The 23437-nt window shown below is 63.7% G+C and carries 21 protein-coding genes; 8 read left to right on the top strand and 13 right to left on the bottom strand.

Annotated elements, in window-relative coordinates:
* The first annotated feature begins 119 nt into the window (after positions 1-119).
* Together POM99_RS17225 and POM99_RS17220 are read left to right on the top strand one after the other, a co-directional pair.
* Positions 120-2204: a 3-hydroxyacyl-CoA dehydrogenase NAD-binding domain-containing protein gene (locus tag POM99_RS17225; protein WP_277279723.1), complete on the top strand. Its 2085-nt coding sequence runs from the start codon at positions 120-122 to the stop codon at positions 2202-2204.
* Positions 2201-3859, top strand: a complete 1659-nt coding sequence (locus tag POM99_RS17220) for an AMP-binding protein (protein WP_277279722.1) — start codon at positions 2201-2203, stop codon at positions 3857-3859. Before POM99_RS17225 ends, POM99_RS17220 begins: the two co-directional genes overlap by 4 nt.
* 26 nt (positions 3860-3885) lie before the next feature.
* On the opposite strand, the gene POM99_RS17215 is transcribed toward POM99_RS17220, so the two are convergent.
* Genes POM99_RS17215 through POM99_RS17195 form a run of 5 tightly spaced genes read right to left on the bottom strand, consistent with a single transcriptional unit; the run spans position 3886 to position 8731 of the window.
* Positions 3886-4785, bottom strand: coding sequence for an NADP-dependent oxidoreductase (locus tag POM99_RS17215; RefSeq protein WP_277279721.1), 900 nt, complete (start codon positions 4783-4785; stop codon positions 3886-3888).
* Between the two features lie 41 nt (positions 4786-4826).
* On the bottom strand, positions 4827-5924 hold the full coding sequence (locus POM99_RS17210; RefSeq protein ID WP_277279720.1) for an acyl-CoA dehydrogenase family protein: 1098 nt from the start codon (positions 5922-5924) through the stop codon (positions 4827-4829).
* Between the two features lie 6 nt (positions 5925-5930).
* Entirely contained in the window at positions 5931-7091 is a 1161-nt protein-coding gene (locus POM99_RS17205; protein WP_277279719.1) for an acyl-CoA dehydrogenase family protein, read from the bottom strand.
* Between the two features lie 15 nt (positions 7092-7106).
* The gene (locus tag POM99_RS17200) at positions 7107-7892 is read right to left on the bottom strand and encodes an enoyl-CoA hydratase (protein ID WP_277279718.1); all 786 of its coding nucleotides are present in this window, start codon (positions 7890-7892) and stop codon (positions 7107-7109) included.
* Between the two features lie 41 nt (positions 7893-7933).
* Positions 7934-8731 (bottom strand): helix-turn-helix domain-containing protein, encoded by a 798-nt coding sequence (locus POM99_RS17195; protein ID WP_277279717.1) that lies wholly within the window; start codon positions 8729-8731, stop codon positions 7934-7936.
* Positions 8732-8921: 190 nt separating this feature from the next.
* Between POM99_RS17195 and POM99_RS17190 the strand changes: the two genes are divergently transcribed.
* Entirely contained in the window at positions 8922-9725 is an 804-nt protein-coding gene (locus POM99_RS17190; protein ID WP_277279716.1) for a crotonase/enoyl-CoA hydratase family protein, read from the top strand.
* A 37-nt stretch (positions 9726-9762) separates the two neighbouring features.
* Here the strand turns inward: POM99_RS17190 and POM99_RS17185 are convergent, their stop codons facing one another.
* Positions 9763-10524, bottom strand: coding sequence for a GntR family transcriptional regulator (locus POM99_RS17185; protein WP_277279715.1), 762 nt, complete (start codon positions 10522-10524; stop codon positions 9763-9765).
* A 74-nt stretch (positions 10525-10598) separates the two neighbouring features.
* On the bottom strand, positions 10599-11705 hold the full coding sequence (locus tag POM99_RS17180) for an epoxide hydrolase family protein (RefSeq protein WP_277279714.1): 1107 nt from the start codon (positions 11703-11705) through the stop codon (positions 10599-10601).
* Positions 11706-11871: 166 nt separating this feature from the next.
* Here POM99_RS17180 and POM99_RS17175 point away from each other — a divergent pair, with 166 nt between their 5' ends.
* The 4 genes from POM99_RS17175 to POM99_RS17160 all read left to right on the top strand — a co-directional run bounded on the left by POM99_RS17175 (position 11872) and on the right by POM99_RS17160 (position 15538).
* Complete coding sequence (locus tag POM99_RS17175; protein ID WP_277279713.1) at positions 11872-12750, top strand: metal-dependent hydrolase; 879 nt, start codon at positions 11872-11874, stop codon at positions 12748-12750.
* A gap of 51 nt (positions 12751-12801) precedes the next feature.
* The gene (locus tag POM99_RS17170) at positions 12802-13572 is read left to right on the top strand and encodes an SDR family NAD(P)-dependent oxidoreductase (protein ID WP_277279712.1); all 771 of its coding nucleotides are present in this window, start codon (positions 12802-12804) and stop codon (positions 13570-13572) included.
* A 69-nt stretch (positions 13573-13641) separates the two neighbouring features.
* On the top strand, positions 13642-14442 hold the full coding sequence (locus tag POM99_RS17165) for an enoyl-CoA hydratase/isomerase family protein (RefSeq protein WP_277279711.1): 801 nt from the start codon (positions 13642-13644) through the stop codon (positions 14440-14442).
* An 88-nt stretch (positions 14443-14530) separates the two neighbouring features.
* Positions 14531-15538, top strand: a complete 1008-nt coding sequence (locus POM99_RS17160) for an alcohol dehydrogenase catalytic domain-containing protein (RefSeq protein ID WP_277279710.1) — start codon at positions 14531-14533, stop codon at positions 15536-15538.
* An 84-nt stretch (positions 15539-15622) separates the two neighbouring features.
* Here the strand turns inward: POM99_RS17160 and POM99_RS17155 are convergent, their stop codons facing one another.
* The 4 genes from POM99_RS17155 to POM99_RS17140 form a co-directional block, all read right to left on the bottom strand.
* Positions 15623-16087, bottom strand: coding sequence for a nuclear transport factor 2 family protein (locus tag POM99_RS17155; RefSeq protein ID WP_277279709.1), 465 nt, complete (start codon positions 16085-16087; stop codon positions 15623-15625).
* Positions 16088-16102: 15 nt separating this feature from the next.
* Positions 16103-16879, bottom strand: coding sequence for an SDR family oxidoreductase (locus POM99_RS17150; protein ID WP_277279708.1), 777 nt, complete (start codon positions 16877-16879; stop codon positions 16103-16105).
* Between the two features lie 78 nt (positions 16880-16957).
* Positions 16958-18367 carry an acyl-CoA reductase gene (locus POM99_RS17145; protein WP_277279707.1) on the bottom strand — a complete coding sequence of 470 codons (1410 nt, stop codon included), beginning with the start codon at positions 18365-18367 and terminating at the stop codon, positions 16958-16960.
* A complete protein-coding gene (locus POM99_RS17140) occupies positions 18364-19704 on the bottom strand; it encodes a hypothetical protein (protein WP_277279706.1) in 1341 nt (446 codons plus the stop codon). The genes POM99_RS17145 and POM99_RS17140 overlap by 4 nt, the downstream gene beginning before the upstream one ends.
* Before the next feature lie 95 nt (positions 19705-19799).
* Between POM99_RS17140 and POM99_RS17135 the strand changes: the two genes are divergently transcribed.
* Positions 19800-20822, top strand: a complete 1023-nt coding sequence (locus POM99_RS17135) for a GlxA family transcriptional regulator (RefSeq protein WP_277279705.1) — start codon at positions 19800-19802, stop codon at positions 20820-20822.
* A gap of 1 nt (position 20823) precedes the next feature.
* Here POM99_RS17135 and POM99_RS17130 read toward each other — a convergent pair whose 3' ends face one another.
* On the bottom strand, positions 20824-22032 hold the full coding sequence (locus tag POM99_RS17130; RefSeq protein WP_277279704.1) for a DUF1214 domain-containing protein: 1209 nt from the start codon (positions 22030-22032) through the stop codon (positions 20824-20826).
* A complete protein-coding gene (locus tag POM99_RS17125; RefSeq protein WP_277279703.1) occupies positions 22029-23324 on the bottom strand; it encodes a sulfotransferase family protein in 1296 nt (431 codons plus the stop codon). The genes POM99_RS17130 and POM99_RS17125 overlap by 4 nt, the downstream gene beginning before the upstream one ends.
* Positions 23325-23437 lie beyond the last annotated feature (113 nt).

Below are 23437 nucleotides of genomic sequence, written 5' to 3'. Positions count from 1 at the left end.
AGCGATATGTCCGGTCGGGCACCCTCGCACCGCTCGCCTTATCGGACCGGTATTGCCAAAGGAGCGCTCGAGGCCCCGTCCGGCCGCTCTGATCAAATTGATACCAACCGGAGACTGGCATGAGCGCAGTTGCATACGAGGTCGATGGCGAAGTCGCCGTTCTGACGGTCAACTATCCCCCCGTGAACGCGCTGAGCGCCGCCACCCGGACAGGCCTCGGTGAAGGGATCGAACGTGCGCAGGCTGATGAAGCGGTCAAGGCGATCGTGATCCTTGGCGGCGGCAAGACTTTCATCGCCGGGGCTGACATCACCGAATTCGGCACGGAGAAGAGCAAGGCCAAGCCCCAACTCAAGGATCTCCAGAAGATGCTGGAGAATTCGCCAAAGCTGACCATCGCCGCAATCCATGGCACTGCGCTAGGCGGCGGGCTGGAGCTGGCGCTCACGGCCCACTCGCGCGTGGCGGTGGCCTCGGCCAAGGTGGGCCTGCCCGAAGTCAACCTCGGCATCCTGCCCGGCGCTGGCGGCACGCAGCGCCTGCCCCGTCTCACCGGCGTCGAAGTCGGCATCGATCTCATCACTTCGGGCAAGCATGTCCCGGCGGCAAAGGCGCTGGACCTGGGCGTGGTCGACGCCATCGTCGATGATGTTCGCACCGGCGCCATCGCCTATGCGCGCGAAGCACTGGCGAGTGGCAAGACCTTCGTGCCGGTGATCGAACGCAACGAAAAGATCACCAATGTCGACCCCGCCGTCTTCGCCGAAGCACGCAAGACGGTGGGCAAGAAGGCCCGCGGCAAGATCGCGCCGATGGTGATCATCGACTGCATCGAGGCCGCCTGCACCCGCCCTGCCGTTGAGGCGCTCGCGTTCGAGGCGGAAAAGTTCCAGGAACTCTACGCCAGCGACCAGCGCGGCGCCCTGATGCATTACTTCTTTGCCGAACGGCAGGCGCGCAAGATCCCCGGCATCCCGGCGGATATTCAGCCCAAGCCGATCAATTCCTGCGCCATCATCGGCGCCGGGACCATGGGCGGCGGCATTGCGATGTCGTTCGCCAACGCAGGCATTCCTGTCACCATCCTCGACCTTAGCCAGGAAGCGCTGGATCGCGGCATGGGCGTGGTGACCAAGAACTATGGCATCTCTGTCTCGCGCGGCTCGATGAGCCAGGACAAGATGGACAAGGCCCTGTCGCTGATCACGCCGACCACGAATTACGACGATCTCGCCCAGTGCGACATCGTGATCGAGGCCGCGCTGGAACGGATGGACGTGAAGAAGGAAATCTTCGCCCGCCTCGACAAGCTGATGAAGCCGGGCGCAATCCTTGCCACCAACACCAGCTACCTGTCGATCGACGAGATCGCCAGCGCCACCACCCGCCCCGGCGATGTGGTCGGCTGCCACTTCTTCTCGCCCGCCAACGTGATGAAGCTGCTGGAAAACGTGCGCAGCGCCGTCACCTCGCCGGAAACCATCGTAACCGTGATGGAAATGGGCAAGCGCATCGGCAAGGTGCCGGTCCTCGCCGGCAGCACCGAAGGGTTCATCGGCAACCGCATGCTGCAATACTACACCGGCGAAGCGGAATTCCTGCTGGAACAGGGCGCCACGCCCGAACAGATCGACCGCGTCGCCACCCGCTTCGGCATGGCCATGGGCCCGCTGTCGATGCGCGACATGGCCGGGATGGACATGGCTGCCGTCTCCCGCAAGGAGCGCTCGGCCAACATGCCTGCGGGCGAACGCCTGTCGCCGATCCTGGAGCGTCTGGTCGCCGCCGGACGTTGTGGCCAGAAGACCGGCAAGGGCTACTACCGCTATGAAGGGCGCGAGAAGTTCTCGGACCCCGAAACGATGGAAATCATCGAGGGCGTGGCCAAGGAATTCGGCATCACCCGCCGCGAATTCACCGATGATGAAGTCGAAGCCCGCCTGTTCGCCCCGCTCGTGAACGAAGGAGCCAAGGAGATCGAGGACGGCACCGCCATTCGTGCCAGCGACATCGATGTCACCTGGGTCAACGGCTATGGCTTCCCCGTCCACCGGGGCGGACCGATGTACTGGGGTGAAAAGTACGGCCTCGACAAGATCTACGCGATGGCGCTCGAGGCTGAAAAGCGGAACGGTCCGCGCTGGGCACCGGGCAAGCTGCTCGAACGCCTCGCCAAGGAAGGCAAGGGTTGGGACGCGGCGTGACCGATCAGGCAGGCACGAATCCGATGGCGGTAACGGACTGGGACGAAAGCCGGTTTGATCCGCTGGACGGGCCTGCCACCATCCCCGCGCAGTTGCGGGAAACGGTCCGTCTGTGCGGTGAGCGCCTGTTTCTTGCGGGGGAAGACGGTCGCCGCCTGACCTTCGTCGAAGCCGAAGGCGCGGCGCGCCGCATGGCGCGCGCGTTCATCGCCTCGGGCCTCACGGCGGGCGATCGCGTGGCGATCTGGGCGCCGAACAGCATCGAATGGATCATCGCCACCCTTGGCGTGCAACTGGCCGGCGGCATCCTCGTCCCCCTAAACACACGGTTCAAGGGTGAGGAAGCAGCCTTCATTCTCGAGAAAAGCCGCGCGACCTTCCTCTGTACGGTCGGCAGTTTCCTCGGCAACGATTATGCCGCGATGATCCGCGCGGCGCGTGGGGGTTCCGGCGATGACCGTCCGGTCAACGGCCTCCCCCACCTGCGCGAGATCATCCTGTTCGATGCCGATCCGCTGAACGCATTCCTCGCGTGGGCCGAAAGCACGACCGAGGCCGAACTCGACCAGCGGATCGCCGAGATCGGCCCCGGCACGATCTGCGACATCCTGTTCACTTCAGGCACGACCGGCAACCCCAAGGGCGCCATGTTCAGCCACCAACAGGCGCTGGGCACCGTCCGCAGCTACAATTTCGTCAACCGGCTCGAGGCCGGTGAGCGGATGGTGATCGTCAATCCGTTCTTTCACAGCTTCGGCTACCGCGCCGGCTGGGTCAGCTGCATGATCGCGGGATTGACCGCCTATCCGGTGGCCGAGCTCAAGGCCGATGCCCTTTGCGCCTTGATCGAGCGCGAGCGGATATCCGTGCTGCCGGGGCCGCCTGCCCTGTTCCAGACTCTGGTTGACCAGCCCAGCACCCACGACATCTCGTCTCTGCGCATCGGAATCACCGGGTCGGCCAACCTGCCGGTGGCGCTGATGCAGGCGTGCAAGGACCAGCTCGGCCTCGAGCTGATCCTCACCAGCTATGGCCTGACCGAAAATACCGCCATGGGCACCAGTTGCCGTTTCGGCGACGATGCCGAAACGCTTGCCACGCGCGTTGGCAAACCCTTCCCCGGCTGGGAGATACGCCTCGTTTCGCCGGAAAACGCCCCGGTCGGAGTCGAGGAGCCAGGGGAGATCTGTTTCCGCGGGTTCAGCGTGATGCAGGGCTATTTCGAGGACCCTGCCGCCACCGCCGAAGCGGTCGATGCCGAAGGCTGGCTCCATACCGGTGACGTCGGTATCATCGATGAACGCGGTTATCTGCGCGTGGTCGATCGGCTCAAGGACATCATCATCGTCGGCGGTTTCAACGTCTATCCGGCCGAGGTCGAGAACATCCTCGTCAATGCTCCCGGCGTTGCCGAAGTGTCTGTCGTCGGCATGCCTGATCACCGCATGGGCGAAGTGGCCGCCGCTTTCGTGGTCCCCACCCCCGGCACCACGCTTGATCCGGTCGAGCTGACCCGCTGGTCGCGCGAGCACATGGCCAACTTCAAGGTCCCGCGCCGGTTCGTTTCCCTGGCAGAATTGCCCAAGACCCCACTCGGCAAGGTGCGCCGCGTCGAACTGAAGGCGGCGGCTAAGGCTCTCGTCGAAACGGATTGAACCGGCTCCTGACCGGTCCCGACCGGTCAGGGCTGCAGGATGATCTTGCCCCGGTTGCCTCCGGCAGCCACGGCCTGCTGCGCCTCGGCCGCCTGCTCGAGCGGAAGGACCTTGCCGACCGGAACCGGCAGCGCACCGCTTGCGACCGCCCTGACCAGTTCGGCCAGTTGCGCGCCATCGGGAATCACGCCGTCGAATTCCGGGGTGGCGGGCAGGTCGTCTGCCGGGATGGGCACGTCCGATGCCGTCACGATCCGTCCGCCGGGCCTGAGATGGCGCATCAGCGGCGCCACGTCCGCCCCGCCGATGGTGTCGATCGCGTGGTCGAACGGTTCTCCGGTCCAGTCTTCGCCGATCGCTGCTACTTCTGCTGCCCCCGCCGCCAAGGCTTCTTCGGCCCGGTCAGCCCGCACCGCCGCGATGATGTGCACTCCGCGCCGCGCCGCCGCAAACAGAGCTGAGCGCCCAACGTTCCCCAGCGCCCCGGTGATCAGCACGCGCTGTCCCGCTGCCGGCTGCAGGCGGGTCTCCACCAGTTGCAGCCCGGTGAGGTTGGCACAGGGAATTGCCGCCGCCGTGGCAAAGCTCATGTCGTCCGGGATCGTTGCAATGCTGGCCGCGCTGACCACGGCAAACTCGGCATAGCCGCCCTTGGTGAAAGGGTGCAGCATCGCCGCGACCCGCGTACCAGCGGCAAAGCCCTCCCCGGAAACGACCGTTCCGGCCACGTCATAGCCCAGAACATGCGGCATCGGCACCGGAGCAAAGGCCTGGTAGCGGCCTTCCCGCCACTTGCCGTCCGCCGGATTGACGCCGATCGCTTCAACCTTGACCAGCACCTCGCCTTCGCCCGGCTGGGGAACTGGAAGGTCGGTAAGCTTCAGGACTTCGGGACCACCATAAGCGGGAATGACAATTGCGCGCAACGGGCAGGCTCCCTCTCGTCCGGTTCGGTCAGGTCACCCTGTCAGGCGGCTGCGAAATGCGGCTCGGGACCGGTAAAGCCACCCAGTTTCGCCAGTCGCGCGATCTGGCTTTCCGTATCGCCGAGCAATATGCCGATTGCAGTGAGTCGGCGGAAATAGTGGCTGACAAGATGCTCTTCGCTGACGCCGATACCACCGTGCAACTGCACTGCATATTGCGCAATGAACCGCCCAGCCTTGCCGATCACAACCTTGATGGCCGCATAGCCTGCTGCCCGGACATGTTCGTCCTGCTCATCGGCCAACAGCGCCGCATACATTGCGGCAGACCGGGCCTGCTCCACTTCGACCAGCATTTCCGCCGCGCGATGCTGCAGCGACTGGTTGACGCCGATCGGCTTGCCAAACTGCTCGCGGGTCTTGAGATAGTCGACCGTGAGATCGAGCGCCGCCTGCATCGCACCCAGCGCCTCTCCGGCCAGCCAGGCGATCCCGGCCTCGACCGCGCGAGCGCCTGCGCCATTGCCGCCCAACCTGCTCTTCTCGGGCACCTTGACACCGTTCATTGCAAGATCGGCCGCGGTGCCGCCGCCGTGCAGCCGGTAGCCCCGGCACTCCAGCCCTGCCACATCGCTCGTAACCACGAACAGGTCCTCACCCGCCGGGACGACCAGCAGGCTGGCGCAATCGCCGCCGAGAACGACCTTGGCCGTACCGTCCAGCACCCAGTCGCCGCCGTCGCGGCGGGCGGTGATGGCGGAATCGGTCACCAGTGAGGCGATGGTCTCGCCCGTCATGATCCCCGGCAGCAGGCCCGCCTGCTGGTCCGGCGTTCCGGCCTCGCTGATTGCGGTGCCGGCCAGTACGATCGAGGGCAGATAGGGTTCGACCACCAGACCCCGGCCAAATGCCTCGGCCACGATCATGGTCTCCACCCCGCCAAGGCCAAGTCCGCCCTGCTCTTCCGAAAAGGGCAGCATGGTCAGGCCCAGTTCGGCAAAACTTTTCCACATTTCGGCCGACCAGCCATCGGGTTGGATCATGTAGCCGCGGCGCTGGTCAAGATCGTACTGTTCGGCAATCAGGCGGTCGACGCTGTCCTTCAGCATCCGCTGGTCGTCGGAAAGTTCCAGGTCCATCGTTCGTCAAAGTCCCAGCTGTGTCTTTGCCAGGATGCCCTTCTGGACTTCGCTGGACCCACCGAAAATGGAAGCTGCGCGCAGGATGCCGTAGTTGGGCATGACCGAGCCGATCCATTCGCCCGCGTCGTCGAGGGAAAGCGGCGCATCGTCATGCTGCACCTCAAGGGCGGACGGACCTGCCACGGACAGCAGCAGTTCCGAAGCGGCCTGGCGCAGTTCCACGCCTTTCAGCTTGAGGATGGAGGACCGCGGATCGGCCGCGGTAGACCGGCGCTGCCCGTCAAGTATGCGCAGCTGCGTGATCTCAAGGATCTTGAGTTCCGCTTCCAGCGCGGCGGTCTTGGCTAATACCGATTTGTCGCCCTTGGCCAGGCGCTTGATCCGGCGGATCAGGTGCTTGGTCATGCCGATCCGGGCGATCCCAGTCCGCTCGTTGGACAGCAGGAACTTGGTAACGTCCCAGCCCTTGTTCTCTTCACCGATCAGGCAGTCAACCGGGACGCGAACCTCGTCAAGGAACACCTCGTTCACCTCGTGCCGCTCATCGAGAGTGATGATCGGACGGATGGTCACGCCGGGCAGGCGAAGGTCGATCAGCAGGAAGGAAATGCCCATCTGCTTCTTGGGCGCCTGCGGATCAGTGCGCACCAGCGTGAACATCCAGTCAGCATGATGGGCCATGCCCTGCCAGATCTTGTGTCCGCTCACCACGTAGTGGTCGCCCTCGCGCCGGGCCGAGGTGCGCAGCGCGGCAAGGTCCGATCCGGCGCCCGGTTCGGAAAAGCCCTGCGCCCACCAGATGTCGAGATTGGCCGTGGGCGCAAGGAACCGTTCCTGCTGGGCCGGCGTGCCATACTGGATGACCACCGGACCAAGCATGGAAACATTGAACGAGACCGGCTCGGGCGCTGGCGCCTGATGCAGTTCGTCAAGGAAGATATAGCGCTCGACCGGGGTGAAGCCCGGCCCGCCATGGGACTTCGGCCACGAAGGAGTAGCCCAGCCCCGGCTGTTCAGCGTGCGCTGCCAGGCGACGATCTCTTCCCGATCGGGGATCCGGCCTTCCACCATCTTGCGGTGAGTGACCGGATCGAGATTGTCACGGATGAAGGCGCGCACGTCCTGCCGGAACGCCTCCTCTTCGGCGGTGAACCGCAGGTCCATGGCGGGTGCTGCCCCTTACTTGCCGGTGAAGACCGGCTTGCGCTTTTCTGCGAAGGCACGAATGCCTTCCTTGTAGTCTTCCGAAGCGTAGCAGATCTGGAACAGCTCTTCGCAGCGGTCGGTGTCGCGCTTGCTTTCGTCCTGGGCGTAGGTCCACAGCGTGTACTTGACGTCCTCGGCCGTCAGCGGCGCGCCGATCGAGATCGTTTTGATCATCTTGTCGATCCACGGCTGGAACTCCTCGTTCGGGAGCACGCGGCCGACCAGCCCCTTGATATAGGCCTCCTGAGCATCGAACCGCAGGCCACCCAGCAGCATGTCCTTGGAAGCACCGTAGCCGATGATGTCGACCATGCGGCGCAGCGAGGAATAGCGATAGCCAATGCCGATGTTCATGGCCGGCTGGCCGAAGCTGGACTGGGCCGAGCAGTACCGCAGGTCGCACACCAGCGCGACAGACACGCCGCCGCCGATGCAGTAACCATCGATTGCCGCAACCGTCACCTTCTTGGACCGGTAGATCGCCTGCAGCGCGTCTTCGCCGGTCTTGGCGTAATGTTCCTGCGCGTCCTTGTCGCCGCGTTCCTGTTCATACTTGCCCACGTCGGCCCCTGCCACGAAGGCCTTGCCGCCAGCGCCCGAGAACACGATCACGCGCACTTCGTCGTCGTTCTCGAACTGCGCCATGGCGTCGCTCATGCCCTGCCACATCTCAAGGCAGATCGCGTTCATCTTTTCGGGTTTGTTGAACACGACGTGTCCGATCGCGCCTTCCTTGCGCGTGACGATATACTGGGTCACTGGAAACCTTTCTGGAGATAGATGGGAAGGTCGCCCCGTCCTCAGTGGACGGCAGCGATCTGCGCCCGCTCGACTTCGCGCAGTTCAGGGCGGGTCCGAGGGACAAAGCGGTTGGCGATGGCCCCGCGTAGGGTCTGGACAAGCTGGCCGCACGATGCGTGGATCCGCTCGCTCGAACCGGCAATGCCGATAACAAGCTGCTCTTCGCCAAGGCGCTGCGGCAGCAGGACGACAACGGCGGCCACCCCGTTGCCCAACTCGCCAACGACATATCCCTGCTTGCTGGCGCGATTCAGCTGCACTTCGAGGTCGCTGTAACGGACGTGCAGCGATGGATCGCTCTCCGCGTTCAGCCGGTGGACCAGTGCACGCACGTTGCCACGGTACATGGCGGACAGCAGGGCAATGCCGAACGGCGAATGCAGCACGTGATGCTCGGTCCCCGAAGCGAGCGCTTCGGGCAGACTGTCGCCCACTACGTGGACGTGCTTGATGTCGAGCCCGATCATCGACGCCAGCACAACGCCTTCGCCGGTTTCTTCCTGCAGGCTGTCCATCATCGGCAGCAGGCGGCCATGGCGGAACAGTTGGGGCTGAACCCATGCGCCGAGCAGGGCGACTCGTGCGGTCGGCCGAAAGGTGCGGGCAGCACGGTCACGTTGCAGATATCCCCGTCGGACCAGAGAACCGAGCAGTTCGGACGTGCTGGACTGGGGAACGTTGAGCGTGCGTGCCACATCCATGACTGTCACTTCCTGACGGTCGGCCGAGAACATCTCGAAGATTTCAAGTACTCGGTCGGCGGACTTGATCTTCTTTTCGCGCAACACCGTAGCCATTAGCCGATCTCCCGCAAGGCACCAACCTGTCAGCAGTTGTTATGCCATGTTATGATGTCATCATATGCTACCAAGTTGGCACCTTGGCAAGCGAAACGTTCGCCCCTGCGATGATCGATCGCGAGGCTCGCAAAAATGCCACAACCGAATAGAAACGGCGCATTCCCGCCACTGCACAGGAACGCAGCACATGTCCTCATTTATCCAGATGGAGCGGCGCGGTCGCATTGCCATCCTCACGCTCAGCCGCCCCGATTCGCTCAATGCCATCGGAACGCATGACGATTGCCGCGACCTCGTGAATGCGATCGAATCGCTGACCGACGACCGCTCGATCTCAGCTGCCGTTCTCACCGGAGCCGGGCGCGCTTTCTCCGCCGGCGGCAACCTGAAGGCGATGAAAGAGAGGAACGGCATTGGTCCGCTCGACCAGCCAGACTCCACGCGCCACAACTATCGCCGTGGCGTGCAGAAAATTACCGCAGCCTTCATGGATTGCGAGGTACCCCTGATTGCCGCCATCAACGGCCATGCCGTTGGCCTTGGCTGCGATCTGGCGTGCCTCTGCGACATGCGCATAGCTGCAGAGAGTGCCAAGTTCTCGGCCAGCTTCATCAAGGTCGGGATCGTTCCAGGTGATGGCGGCGCCTGGTCGCTGCAGCGCGTCGTCGGGTATGCTCGCGCCGCTGAAATGTTCTTCACTGGCGACCGCTACACTGCGCAGGAAGCTCTAGCCTTCGGATTGGTCGGAAAGGTCGTGGCGGATGAATGCTTGCTCGACGAAGCAATTGCGCTGGCTGAAAAAATTGCCGCAAACCCGGCACGAGCTCTCCGCCTGACCAAGCGCCTTCTTCGCGAAGCGCAAACCCAGCGAATGTCGGAGATTCTCGAACTGTCGGCAGCCTATCAGGCTCTTGCCCACGAAACGGAAGACCATGCCGAGGCGCTTGACGCGTTCATGGGCAAGCGAGATCCAGTCTTTAAAGGTAACTGAGTTTGTGCGGCCCGCCGTCCCAACGGTGGGCCGCCGATCACACGCTGTACAAGCTGGCTTTGAGGTCCACTTCATAACGATAGCGTGCCGGATGGTAGCGTTGCCGCGCCACTTCGATCAGTTCACCGGCAGTCGTGTAATATTTGCGCTGTGTGCCCAGCACAGGTGTACCCTCTGCCAGGTCCAGATATTTCACCGTGGTACCGGTCACCTGATAGGGCTCGATAACCTGCGTTGCACGCCCCACTCGCACGCCCAGCTTGCGTTCGACAATGCGCACGATCGGCTCACTCCCGATAATATCGTCAGCCGTCAGCTTGCCTTTCATCGCGGGAGTGAAGAAAAACTCCGAGTGGGCTGTCGGCCCTTCCTTGGTCTGGCTGATCAGCTCAAGCCGCAGCAGAGATTCCCCAGGAGGCAGCCCGAAGTCAGCAAGAACCTCATCAGGAGCGACGCGCTCCTCGAGGGAGATAAGGGTCGGCTCAAGTTCATAGGCCGACATCAGGAATGCATCCAGCGACCCGCTCAACTGAACGGCGTGAAAGCCGGACGATCGCTCGGCAACGAACGAACCGACCCCGCGCCTGCGTTGAATCAACCCCTGCGCATCGAGCGCTTCAAGGGCACGGCGCACCGTGATGCGGCTCACACCATAAGCCGTGCCGATTTGCTCTTCTGTGGGCAGCATGGTTCCTGACGCAAACTCGCCAGAGCTGATGCGCGCCTTGAGATCCTGTTCCAGCTGGTGGTAAAGCGGGATAGGACCGACCGCGAGTTTCATGGCCGACAACTGGGTCATTCTTCAGCCCTTACCTGCAGAATAGAGGCAAGCCAAGCGTAGAGCCTGCAGGATCACCGGTGCGATAGGCTGGATCAACGCCCATATTCATCAAAGAAGGCGATGACGTCCGCCGCAAATGCCACCGGTTCTTCCATTGCGGCAAAGTGGCCACCGGCCTCCATCTTGCTCCAGCGCTTTACGTTGTATGCCTGTTCTGCAAGGCGCCGGCTCGGCATCGGATAAAACTCGCCCGGAAAATGAGCGAGACCGCAAGGCACCGTCACCGGCCCGGGATGCCGCGCTTCGTGATTGCTGGCATAGTACATCCAGAACGACGAGATGATGTTATCGGTGACGAGGTAAGTCATAAGGTTCGTGATCAGGTGGTCCTTGTCGAACCTGCTCTCAATGTCGCCTTGGGTGTCGCCCCAACGCCAGAATTTCTCTACCACCCAAGACGCCCAGCCGACCGGGTTGTCGTGCAGCGCAAGCCCGATCGTCTGAGGCTTAGTGCCCTGTTCGTGATGATAGCCACTCTCGGCCTGCATCAACTGACCGACTGATCGCCAATAGTCCGCAAGCTCCGGATCGTCACTCGATCCCGGCGGCGGCCCCATGAAGAAGTTGACGTGAATGGCCGCGACCACGTCGGCATGTGATGCGCCAAGCTGGAAGGTCACAGCGCTGCCCCAGTCACCGCCCTGCGCCAGGAAACGCGGATAGCCCAGCACGTCGACCATAAGCTTGCGCCACATGGCCGCTACGCTGGCAGGACCGAGAAAAGCCTTTGGCCTGCCCGAAAAGCCATATCCCGGCAGCGAAGGGACAACGAGTGTGAATCCCGCCTTCAGCAGCAGTGGAATGGCAGCCTGGAATTCCAGTACGGATCCAGGCCAGCCATGGGTCAGTATGATGGGCAGTGGGCGTGAACCATCGCCTTGTATGTGGTAAAAATGAATGTCGACCCCATCGACCTCGGCCATGAACTGAGGCCACTGATTGAGTGCGCGTTCATGCACGCGCCAATCGTAACAGTCCCGCCAGTAGTCGATCAGTTCAGCGAGATAGACGCTGTCCGTACCGTAGTCCCAGGGCCCGCCCATGTTTGGCGCATATCCGATCCGGGCATCGGCTACCCTCATCGATATTCGATCAAGGACAGCTTGCGGTACATCGACGCGAAAGGGGCGCGGACTCATCAGCATTTCTCCTTCAAACCGACTAGTAAGCGTCGGACCTTTCGCGAGCGATAGGCTAGACTTGGCTATCGCTGCTGCGATGATGCCACGCCAGGGCAGTTACTTTCCATCGAACCGGTCTATGCAAGAGGACCTCAGACCATGTCCGCTGGCAGGCACAAGACCGATGGCCCTTACTGTACGTTTTCCCAAGATCGATTATTCGGCTGTCCAAGCGCATTGGGCGCGCAGCCACGCATTTTCGCAACACCGCAATGCCACCTCGTTCATCCCGACGCCAATCGAACCGTGGCTTATCAAGGTGCTGCAGAATGCCCGGCCTCTGATTCCGGCGACCGAGACCAGGTTGCTTGAGGACATCGACGGTTTCATCGCCCAGGAGTCCCAGCATTTCCGCCAGCACCGCATGTTCAACAGGCGGCTGGTCGAACAGGGTTATCCCGAAATGGCGGTCATGGAGAAAGAGCTTGAGGACGATCTCGACGAATTCCTGAAAAACCGCTCACTGAAGTTCCAACTGGCCTATGCAGACGGATTTGAATCTCTCGGCGCGCTTTCAGGCTGGGTTTGGTTCGAAAAAAGCGACGAATGGCTGGCTGGGGCTGATCCCGAACTGACTGCGATGTGGAAATGGCACATGGCCGAAGAGTTCGAGCATCGTCACGTCTGCTTTGATCTCTACCACACAATATACGGCAAGGGGTTCTGGAACGCCATTTTGAACGGCTATTTCTACCGCATATACGGCCTTTTGTTCGCAATCCGGCACCTCACTACCGGCTACATGAACCGCATGTACGAATACCTCATGACCATCGACAGGGCAAAAATGAGCCCTGAGGAGCTCGAGGAGTCCAAAGCCGACGAAAAACGCTTCAAGAAATTCCTTATGAGCACAGCCTGGCCACTACTCGCCAACCTGCTACCTTGGTACAATCCAAGCCGTAAGCGGACCCCACGCGGCCTGATGGAGTACCTGAAGCGGTTTGAAACAGGCGGGGACTATTCTCGCACTTCGACGAGGGCAGAAGCTGCTACTGCCTGAACCCAAGTCGCATGATCTGCCTGGATCCATAATCTCCGAGAGACATTACCCATGGCTAACTTTCCCGATCTTTCCGGCCGAGCGGTCCTTATCACCGGCGCATCCTCTGGCCTTGGCATAGAGTTTGCCCGCGCTGCAGCCGCTGCGGGAGCGTCAGTTGCCCTCGCCGCCCGCCGGTTGGATCGCCTTGCAGCGCTCAAAGCAGAAATCGCCGCTGCAGGCGGCAAGGCAGTTGCCGTGGAAATGGATGTCGAGGACGAAGCGTCGGTAAGCCGCGGCTTCGATGCAGCTCAGGCCGCCTTAGGTCCGATCATGTCGGTAATTGCCAATGCCGGCATGAACCAGCCTGCCTCTGCTCTTGGCATTGCGATCGAAGGTTTTGACCACGTGGTGTCGGTCAATCTACGCGGTGTCTTCATTACGGCCCGCGAAGCGGCGAAGCGTATGATTGCGGCTGGCTCACCTGGAAGTGGGGCGGGCCGCATATTGTTCATCGGCTCGGTTGGCTCGCATCGCGTGCTTGATAAGCTGGTCGCCTACAATACGACAAAGGCTGGCGTTCTGATGATGGGCAAGGCCCTTGCTAAAGAGTGGGCGCTCAAGGGCATCAACGTTAACACGATCTGTCCCGGCTGGATCAAGACCGAACTCAATACGGATTGGCTCGAAAGCCCGGCAGGAGAAGCGCTGATCGCCAGCTTTCCGCGCAAGCGGGTCATGGTCCCGGCCGATCTTGCCGACATGGCCCTTTTCCTCCTGTCAGACGCAGCGCGCACGATCACCGGCGGCAGCTTCGAACTGGATGATGGCCAATCTCTCTGATCAGACAGGCGCTTTGATCTCAGGCGCCCTGATCATCCTGCACCACCATACCCGGAAAGAGGACGAGCCATGGACCATCTCCTGATTGACCGCCCAATCGAAGGCGTGGTCCGGCTCACGCTCAACCGGCCCGATACCCTCAACAGCCTGTCGCGCGAACTGGTGAAGGACTTTTCGGACGCGCTCGACGATCTGGCCGACGATGCCTCGTGCCGCGTCGTGATCGTCACGGGTTCAGGCCGCGCCTTCTGTTCCGGGCAGGACATGCGCGCCGCCGCGCACCGCCAGACCCCCGGGGTCAGCTCCAGCGTCGAGAAGATGGGCTGGCAAAGCCGCTTCGCGGGCATGTCGCAGCGAATGCGCCGAATGCCGCAACCGGTGATCTGCGCGGTCAATGGCGTTGCTGCGGGCGCCGGCATGGCGATTGCGGTCGGCGCAGACATCCGCATCGGCACGCCTCAGACCCGCTTCCTCGTCGCCTCGGTCCGGATCGGCCTCAGCGCGGGAGAAAGCGGTATCAGCTACTTCCTGCCGCGCTGGATCGGTGCTGCGCGCGCCTTCGAGATCATGCTGACCGGTCGCCCGATCGATGCCGAAGAGGCGCTCCGGACCGGCCTCATCTTGCGCATGGTCGAAGCCGAGGCCCTGGCCGAAGCTGCGCTCGATCAGGCCCGCGCAATCATGGCCAACAGCCCCTTTGCCGTGGCCCAGACCAAGCGGATCATGTGGCGCAATCTCGATGCGTCCAGCCTCGACCTTGCCCTGGATATCGAGAACCCGACCCAGATTGTCGCCAATACCACGGCTGACTACAAGGAAGCGCTGACCGCCTTCAACGAAAAGCGGGCGCCGCGATTCACGGGTGAGTGACGGACGGTCGCGCTCATCCCCAAGTGGGGATGTTTGCTGACCGACTGCTCCCTAACATGTCGGGCAAGATATAACGCGGGAGAGTTAAATGCGCGCAGCTGTATTCAAGGAAGCCGGCAAGCCCTGGGTGGTCGAGGAACGGCCCGATCCCACGCCCGGCGAAGGCGAGGCGGTCATCAAGGTCGGCCGCTGCGGCGTGTGCGGGACCGATCTCAACATGACCTCGGGCAAGGGCTACGATTTCCCCTGCGACACCATCCTCGGCCATGAATTCGCGGGCGAAGTGGTGGCGATCGGCAAGGGCGTGACCACGCTCAAGGTGGGTGACCGCGTGACCGCCCTTCCCTCGGCCGGCTGCGGCGAATGCGAGCTGTGCCGCGCCGGGCAGGTGGTGATGTGCCCGAACATGTCGCCCTATGCCGGCGGCTATGCGGAATACATGCGCATTGCTGAACGCACGGCGGTCAAGCTGCCCGCCGCACTCAGCATGAACGATGGCGCGCTGGTCGAGCCGCTGGCCGTTGGCCTGCACGGCGTACGCCTCGCCAATCTGCCGCTCGGGTCCAAGGTGCTGGTGCTCGGCGCCGGTGCAGTCGGCCTGGCCACCACCTTCTGGGCGCGTCGGCTTGGCGCAGGGCGCGTCGTTGCCGCGTCTCGCTCGGAACGTCGCCGCGACTTGGCCCTTGCAGTTGGCGCGCATGACTATGTGCAGACCGGCGAGGGCGAAATGGAGCGCGTGACCGAAGCACTTGGCGGCATGCCTGACTACGTATTCGAGGCCGCGGGTGCGGTCGGCCTGCTTCAGCAATCGGTCAACCTGGTCAAGCCCAACGGCCACGTGATCTCGCTCGGCTTCTGCATGGCGCCCGATCCGGTGATTCCCGGCATAACCACCTTCAAGCAGGTCAAGATGACCTTCTCGATGGCGTGGACCGTCCCGGAATTCCAGTACGCGGTCGATACCCTCGATGCCGGCCACGTCGAACCGCGCCACATGATCACCAGCAACGTCGGGCTCGATGCCCTGCCCGCGATGATCGAAAAGCTGCGCGGCACGCATAACGAAACCAAGGTCCACGTAGACCCCTGGGCCTGACGAACGAGCGCTGCGTGAGGGGCCGGGCGCTACTGCGTCCGGTAGCCTCCCCGACTATTTCAGCCCGGCGATGTCAGCGGCACTTCAGGCCGCAGGCCGTTCGCCCAGTACCCGACCCCAAAAGGCCTGTGCATTGGCATCGAGCATGTCTGCGCCATAGCTGATGAGGCCCTGCTCCACCCGGAACAGCATGGCCCATTCATAGCGTATTTCCTCGCCGCTGGCCTTGCTTTTCCGCCACGCCCGCCCGTGAACGAAGGCGCCTTCGGCATCGACTGGAACGATCGCGAGGATCTCGTCCGAACGATCGGCCAGAGCAGCGGCACAGCCGGTCACGAAGTCGACATAGGCCGCCTTGCCCACCAGTTGCTCCTTGGTGCCGGTGGGGCCGAACATGCTGAACCGCGCGTCGGGGTGAATATTGGCAAAGGGATCGGTGCCCGGTCCTGCATCATTGCCGAACGCATCGCGGGGCGGGATCCCGGGACCGAATCCGAACTGGCGGCACAGCATCTCGGTCGCCGCATTGCCCTTCGCTGTCCCGGTCATTTCCTCTCCCTGCGATCAGATGACGTCAGGCCGGAAGATCGCCTCGGTCCCGCCGTCGACATAGATGATCTGGCCCACGAGATAGCGTCCGGCAGGAGTGGCGAGGAATGCGATGACCTCGGCAACTTCAGCCGGATCGGCATGAAAGCGGCCAGGCAGGCTGATCGGCGTGACCTTGGCCATCATCTCGCGCCCTTCCTCGGTGGCGAAGAACTGCTCGGTCATCGCAGTCAGCACCGATCCCGGTGCAACGCCGTTCAGCAGGATCCCCGATCCGCCCCATTCGGCCGACACCGCGGCCTTGCGCAACCACTGCGCCAATCCGTTCTTGCTGGAGGCATAAGTGTTGCCCATCAGCGGCATGCCTTCGGCCAGGGCCAGCGCGCCTGCCTCGTCGCGCGCCAGGCATGCGTCCACCAGTGCCTGGTCATAGTCCATCAGCGCCGCCGTCGAGATCACCGCGACCGCGCAGGGCGCAGGGGATCGCAGCAGGAGCGGGCGCAGCAATTCCAGCGTTGCCACCGCGCCAAAGAAATTGACCGCAACCACGGTCGGGGGTGGGACCGGTGGGGAAACGCCGGCGACGGCGATCACGCTGTCCACGCCATCCGGGGCCAGCGCGGTGACCTGCGCCACCATGGCCTCGCGCCCTGCAGGCGTCGCAAGGTCTGCCACCACCTCGGCATTGCGCAGGTCAACCCCGATGACCCGGTGACCGGCAGACGCAAGCGCCTCTGCCGTAGCGCGACCCATGCCTGAAGCGGCACCTGTTACAACGATGGTTCTCTTCATGCCCGACACCATGACCATGTCACTGATGCGATCAATCCCGCCTGACCGGGCCAGGGCAATAACCGCACCTGTGATGGCTCAGCCTGCTGCGCTTGGCAGCCCGTCCTCGTCATTGACCCAGCGGATGAACCGCCCGAGCGGCAGGAACCCGTCATGCGGCAGCCCGGCCTCGACCGAGCCTGCCGCGCCCAGCGCGGTGACACGCTGCACCCCCTGCGATGCCAGCACGTCGCGCAGCTGGCGGCGGCGTTCGGCGGGCCAGATGCCCACGGTTTGCGTCGCGACATTGGCGGCGCCGATGGCATCATCCAGCCGGTCTACCCGCACCACGTTGACCACGCGTCCATCGGGATGGAAATCCACCGGCTCATCGGACCGGACCACGATGCCCCGCCCGTCGAACCGGCCGAACACGCGGTAATCGGGCTCCAGCATGGCCAGCGCCTCGATCTCGTCGCGCATTTCGCCCTGCGGCGCGGTGCTGCAGGCAGACGTCACGAAGCGTTCGACGCCAAGCCGCTCCTGCAGGGCGGCGCAATAGGCATCGACCTCTTCCACAGTGCCCTCCACGAACTGGAACCGGCTGGAAACGCAGGCCTGCTGGTCCATCACCGTCGCGTCTGCGGCGGCAAGATCGGCCACCTCGCGGCGTACAGCGTCGTCCGCGTGAACCTCGCGCCCGATCATGGAGATCGAGGTCTTGGGGTCGAACGACACCAGCTCGAAGCCCGGGCCGATGTATTGTTTGGCGGATCGCAGCGCCGCCTCCCCGCCCCAGGCGACCAGCTTGTCGAAGAACTGCGGGCGGAACAGCATCGATTCCACCCTGGCATCGCCACCGCGCCAGTATGCCGCAGAGAACGAACGCGTGACTGGATGGCCGGGCGCCACGGTGGCCAAGCCACCCAGCACGGCAGCGGCGGTGAACAGATCATTTGACGGCAATTTCAGCAGGTGGACGCCCTTGGTCAGCGCGCCGCGCGCCACGGTCATCGCGGTCACGCCAGGCGCGTTGCCCGCCACGATATGGACCAGACGCGGCGGAAAGGCGCGGATCGCGGCCTTGCGCCCCATCGGGGTCGTCACCTCGCGCCAACCGTCCAGCACGTCGGTCCCGCCCAGTTCCTGCTCCACCTGCCAGCTAAGCGAGGCCCGGTCAAAACAGTGGCTGAGCGACCGGAACGACCGTTCCAGCACGCCCTTCTCCAGCGGATTGGTGCCGGCCGAAGCCATGAAGGCCCGCTCCACCGCGCCCGCAGGATCACGGTCCAGCCAGCTGCCCAGCGCCTCGAGGATGTCGAGGATCTCGGCCACCGGCACATTGGCGGCAGGCGGCGGCGCAGCGCGGGACCAGACCAGCTGGTTAAGGTCCAGTGGCGGGGTGATGAAGCGGCCGTGGTCTTCCCCCGGCCCGCCCTGCCATTCGACGAGTTCGCCCTTGACGAAATGCGGCACCGCCGCGCGCAGTCCCTGATCCATCACGGTCATGACATGGCTCCTCGTACATAACTGTCGATCGTCCCGGCACAGCCGATGTGGTCTTCCTCCCCGGCCTGGGCAAAGCGGCTGATCGTATCGAGGATGGTCGGCCCGGGCCGCCCACAGGGGCAGGAATCGCTCCAGTCGATCTCCACCTTGTCACCGCTGATGCAACCGCCCCACCGGCCCGTGAACAGCAGGTCAAGGAAGGCAAAGCGCCCTTCGACCACGCCCTCCCTGGCATTGATCAGGTTCTCGCCCGGCTTGTCCAGTTGCAGCCAGATCAGCCCCGGTGGCCGGTGGTATCGCCCGCCCGGGCAGATCGGCATCGGCTGCGCCATCTCGGTCATGCCATAGGCGCCGGGGTAGCGGACGTCGCCATAGAACCGGCGCACCCGTTCCTTGTAGTCTTCGGGCAGGACCACGCCCTTGATCCCGCCGCCAGCGCTGACCCGGCTTTCCGGGTGGAATTCGCCGTCCTTGACCCCGCGGGCATAGGCCATCTCGATGATCTGCAGATGCTGCGCCCACAGGCCAGAGATCTGGATCGGTTCGTGGCGGTGGGCCAGCAGCGTGTCCACGAATCCCTCGATCCCGGCAGACATGCGCGCTGACGCGGCCTTGCTGCGCTCCTCGAAGGCGGCGATCTCGTCCGGGCTCGCCGTGCCGCTGCGCATCTTCTTCATGAAGGCAGCGCCCGCGCTCACGTCGGTGATCCGCAGTGGCTCGCTGATCAGGTTGTAGAACGCGCCCGGCTTGGCCCACAGGTCGCGCTGGATCTGCCCGGCCTCGATCGCGCTGTTCGGGCCCTCGATCGGCCCGGTCCAGAAGGAGATCATCTGGTTGTTCGCCACCGTGTTCGGCCACCCGGTCGAGTGCTTGAAGTGGCGCAGTTTCAGTGCCTTGTCTGCACTCGACGCGGGCAGGAACGAACACTTCCCGCTCGATCCGCTGGTCGCCAGCACCATGCAGCCGGCGGCCTTCAGCCGGCCCAGCCATTCGTCCGCGTCAGTCACCCCTGCCACGTCGATCCCGGTCAGGTCATCGGCCGAAAGCGTGGTCAGCCAGGCCAGCATCCGGTCCCAGCGGCCCTTCTCGATGAAGCTTTCGGGGTAGGACTTGTAGACCGTGTGGGCGAACAGCAGCGGGACGATGTCCTCGAACCGTTCGATCCGCTCGATCCCGGTCTCATTCGCCCGCCGGTCAAGCACCGGAATCCGTGCCCGCAGCATCTGGAACAGCTCGTCCGCCGCCTGCAGCTGAAGCGCCTCGATCTCGGCGCGGGGGTGGTCGAAGGCGTGGTCGGTTACGATCAGGTCGAGCAGCTCTTGCCGCGTGCTGGCCATGGGCAAATCCTCTCTCGGGCTCTGTTTTATGGCCCCATGCTATGCCTCGCTTTGCCTTGTCAGACAGTGACATATGGGGTTATCACCATGGCCATATGGGTCAGGCATCGGTCGGAGAGGTGATGAATGTGGCGGTGGTGGCCCCGCCGTCTGCCTGCCTGTCCAGCATTGGCGCCATGGTCGATTCGATCCGCCTCACCCGCCGCTACATCTATCGCCAATATGGCGCGGTGGACGTTCTTCCCGCGTCGGAACGATTTGATCTTGCCGAGTTGCATCTGCTCTCTATCGGCACGGAACGGACGGTCACGCTGGAAGGGATCACCCTTGCCGCCGAAGGCCGGGCCATTGCCGGGCAAGCGCCTGACCTGCTGTTCGTGGCGGACTACATCCCCCCGGGCGATCAACCGGAGATTGCCGCCGCTGCGTTCGCAGACTGGTTGCGCGAACGCGCCGGCGCTGGCGCGACCATCGCCGCGTCTGGCGCCTCGGTTGCGCTTCTGGCCAGCACCGGGCTGCTTGATGGGCGCCGGGCCAGCGCGCCGTGGTGGATGATCGACGCCTTGCGCGAACTGTACCCCAAGGTTGCCTTTACTGCAGCCGATGCCGTGGCCGAGGACGGACGCCTGCTCACCTCAGCCGGGGCGGCGGTTGATCATCTACTGTGCATCCGCCTGATGGACCGGATCGCCTCGCGCAATTCTTCGCGCTGGTTGCAACGTCGGCTGTTTCCGCAGGACACCATGCTGGCGCCCTCGCCAGCCATTGCCGACCACGACCTGCTGCTCGCGCGGGCGCAGCAATGGCTGACCGAGCATTTGTCCCAGCCGGTGACCGTGCTTCAGCTTGCAGAAGCGCTGCAGGTCAACCGGCGTACCCTGCACCGCCATTTTGTCGACGGTACCGGCCTTTCACCCCATGCCTGGCTGCAGATGTTGCGGATCGAGGCGGCCAAATCGATGCTCACCCGCTCAACCTTCAGCATCGAACGGATTTCCGGCCTTGTCGGCTATTCCGATGTGTCGTTCTTCCGCCAGATCTTTCGCCGCGAAACCGGGTCAAGCCCGCTCCGCTGGCGCAGCGATACCCGCCGCGCCGGGGCAGGACGACAGGGGTAGATCAATACCCCCACCGCGCCAGCGAAGCCCTGGCCCGGGCCAAAACCTCGGCCTTGCGCTCTGCCGGTGACACGCGCCGGGCTTCGGGCAACCGCCTCGCCACTTCGGCCAGGGCGACCTTCTCCACCTCGGGCGGCTCATCGACTGATCCATCGTACCAGCGCATCTGCACCAGCCCGCTTGGCGTGCCGATCGGGTCGAGCCAGTTGGCGATGCCGGGGTCCTCAAGGCTCAGCACCAGCCGCACCTTGCCATCCGGGTCGCGTTCCGCCTGATGGCCGTTGAGCCCGCTCTGGTGATAGCTGAAGTCCAGCGTCATCCACCACCAGTCCACCAGCTGGAACGACCAGTAGCGCGCCTGCGGTTCGTCCAGCGTGATCACCAGCGCCTCGCCCGGCGCGATGTCCCAGACCATGCCGCCATAGCCGGCCCGGCCAGATGCGCCGTGGTCGGTGGACCCGGCCCCGTTGACCAGCCCGAAGGCATTGTCCCGCCCGCCCGCCAACTTGCGGCTCATGTTGGCATAGCCGATCGCGCGGGCGACCATGCGTTCCAGCAGGCGTCCTGACCGCAGCAGGCGGACATGCGTTTCCGCCGTCGGCACGATCATCGAATCCGGAGCGGGATCAAGGCATTCGACGTGCAGCTCGGTCCCGCGCTCACCCGCCCAGTCCCACCAGGTATCGCGCAGCTGGCCGCAGATGAACGGCTCTGTGGCGTCAAGCGGCAGCCAGTCGCCCCCATAGCCAGTGGGCCGCTCGGCCGAGGCGATGAAGCTGAAGCTGCCATCGGCCGCCGTTGTCAGGCTGTCAAAATCGAGATTGCCGAGACCACGCTGGTCGTCCCGTTCGAAATAGCCGTTCCACAGCTGGAGATCGGTGAACCGGGTCGTCCCGCTCTTGCCATGGACGCGATAGGTACGGCGGCCATCCAGGAAGATCCACGCATAGACCATGTCCGACGAAGGCCCACCGAACGGCGTCTCGTAGGGGCTCCAGACCGCCTGCCGGTAGAAGGCCGGGTAGTCGGGGCGATGCAAGACATGGAAATGGTGGCACCCCGCCTGCATGGCGACGAGCGCATACTCCGCCTGATCGCGCACCTGCTTATGCGCGATCGCTTCGGGCCGGGCCAGCATCCGGTCACGCGCCTTCTGCACCAGCGCATTGTATTCGGTCCATACCAGCGCACCGGAATCGACATCGCTCATGACGGAAACCTCGGATCGGGAGTAATGCCGAATTTTTCGTAGTAGGGAGCGAGCTTCCTACGCAGCGCGGCCACGTCAATCCCGAAATCCGCCGGGGCGTAGCCCACCGGTTCGCGCGGCTTTTCGTTGTTGCGGGCAACATAATCGGCCATGCCGTTGGGTACCGCATCGGTCACCTCCAGCCCGGCGCGCTCCAGCACGTGGCTGGCCAGCGTCAGCGGGTCACGCATCAGGTCGGCGAAGGGCACGCTGACGAAGTGCGGATCGCCGTCCGGTCGGTCGCGCAGATAAGACAGAACCAGCCGTTCAATTATGCCGGCAGAAGCCTCACCGGCTGCGAATGGGTCGGGAGCATCGGTGCGCAGCCGCTGGCCATAGCAGCACAGGTTCGCATTGCTGGCCGCCGCCGTCAGCGGATCACGCAGCGTCTCGACGATCACCGCATCCGGGAACGCGCTGCGCAAGGGGCCAAGCTGCTCCATGTGCTGCGGCGCCTTCAGCAGCCAGCGCCGCCCACCGCCACGCATCCACTGCAGCGTCTGCAAGACCTGGCGAAAATGCTGGTAGCCCTTGGTGTGGTCTGCCGCGGCATACCACCGGGCAAAGGACGGCAGGATATAGACCCATTCATAGACCATCGAGGCGAACCCCGGTCCAAGCAGGTAAATCTCCTCTTCCGGCTCTTCGGCCGCCACCTGATGCAGCGCCAGCAGGCCCGGCGCAAACTTGCGCAAGCCTTCGACATTGCGCTCGGCCTGTTCGATCAGCGGGCGATCGTCCGGCGGGCGGATGGCCGGGTCATGCTGCGGCAGGGGGGCAAGGTTTTCCCAGAACGGAACTGCCCGCAGGCCCGGATGCTGGGCAAGCAATTGCTGGAGAAAGGTTGTGCCCGAACGCGGCAGGCCAACGATGACGATCGGCGCTTCGATCGGTTCGTCGAGGATTTCCGGGTGGCGTTTCCACAGGTCCTGAAAACGCAGCCGCTGAACCAGATGGTCAAGGATCTGGCCATAGAGGTTGCGCCGTCCGACCGGACTAAGTTCAAGGTCCTGCTCGGCCGAATGGCAGAGCCGGTCCAGCGCCTCGTAGAAATAGTCGCCGCCGAAGTCGGACAGACCAGTCTGCTCACGCGCAGCCGCGAGCAAGTGCGCGGGGTTGAACGGCCATCGGGCTTCGGCAACGTGCCGCAACCGTTCATTCGACGCACCCAAGCCTTCGGGCAGTTCAGGAAAGGCCAGCGCGTGCCCCACCTCGGTGAGCGCCTGCGGATCCACTTTACGATCCTTCAGCATTCATCGTCTCCCACATTCTTCCTCATCAGCCAAGCTAGACAGCACCGGGCATCCGGCAATGGCCGAGGCATTCGCAACGCAGGAGCGATGATACGGCTCACCACTTTGAAGCT

Source organism: Novosphingobium cyanobacteriorum, from assembly GCF_029436685.1.
GTDB lineage: Bacteria > Pseudomonadota > Alphaproteobacteria > Sphingomonadales > Sphingomonadaceae > Novosphingobium > Novosphingobium cyanobacteriorum.
The sequence above is the reverse complement of the archived record's forward strand: the minus strand, read 5'-3'. Positions and strand labels throughout refer to the sequence as shown.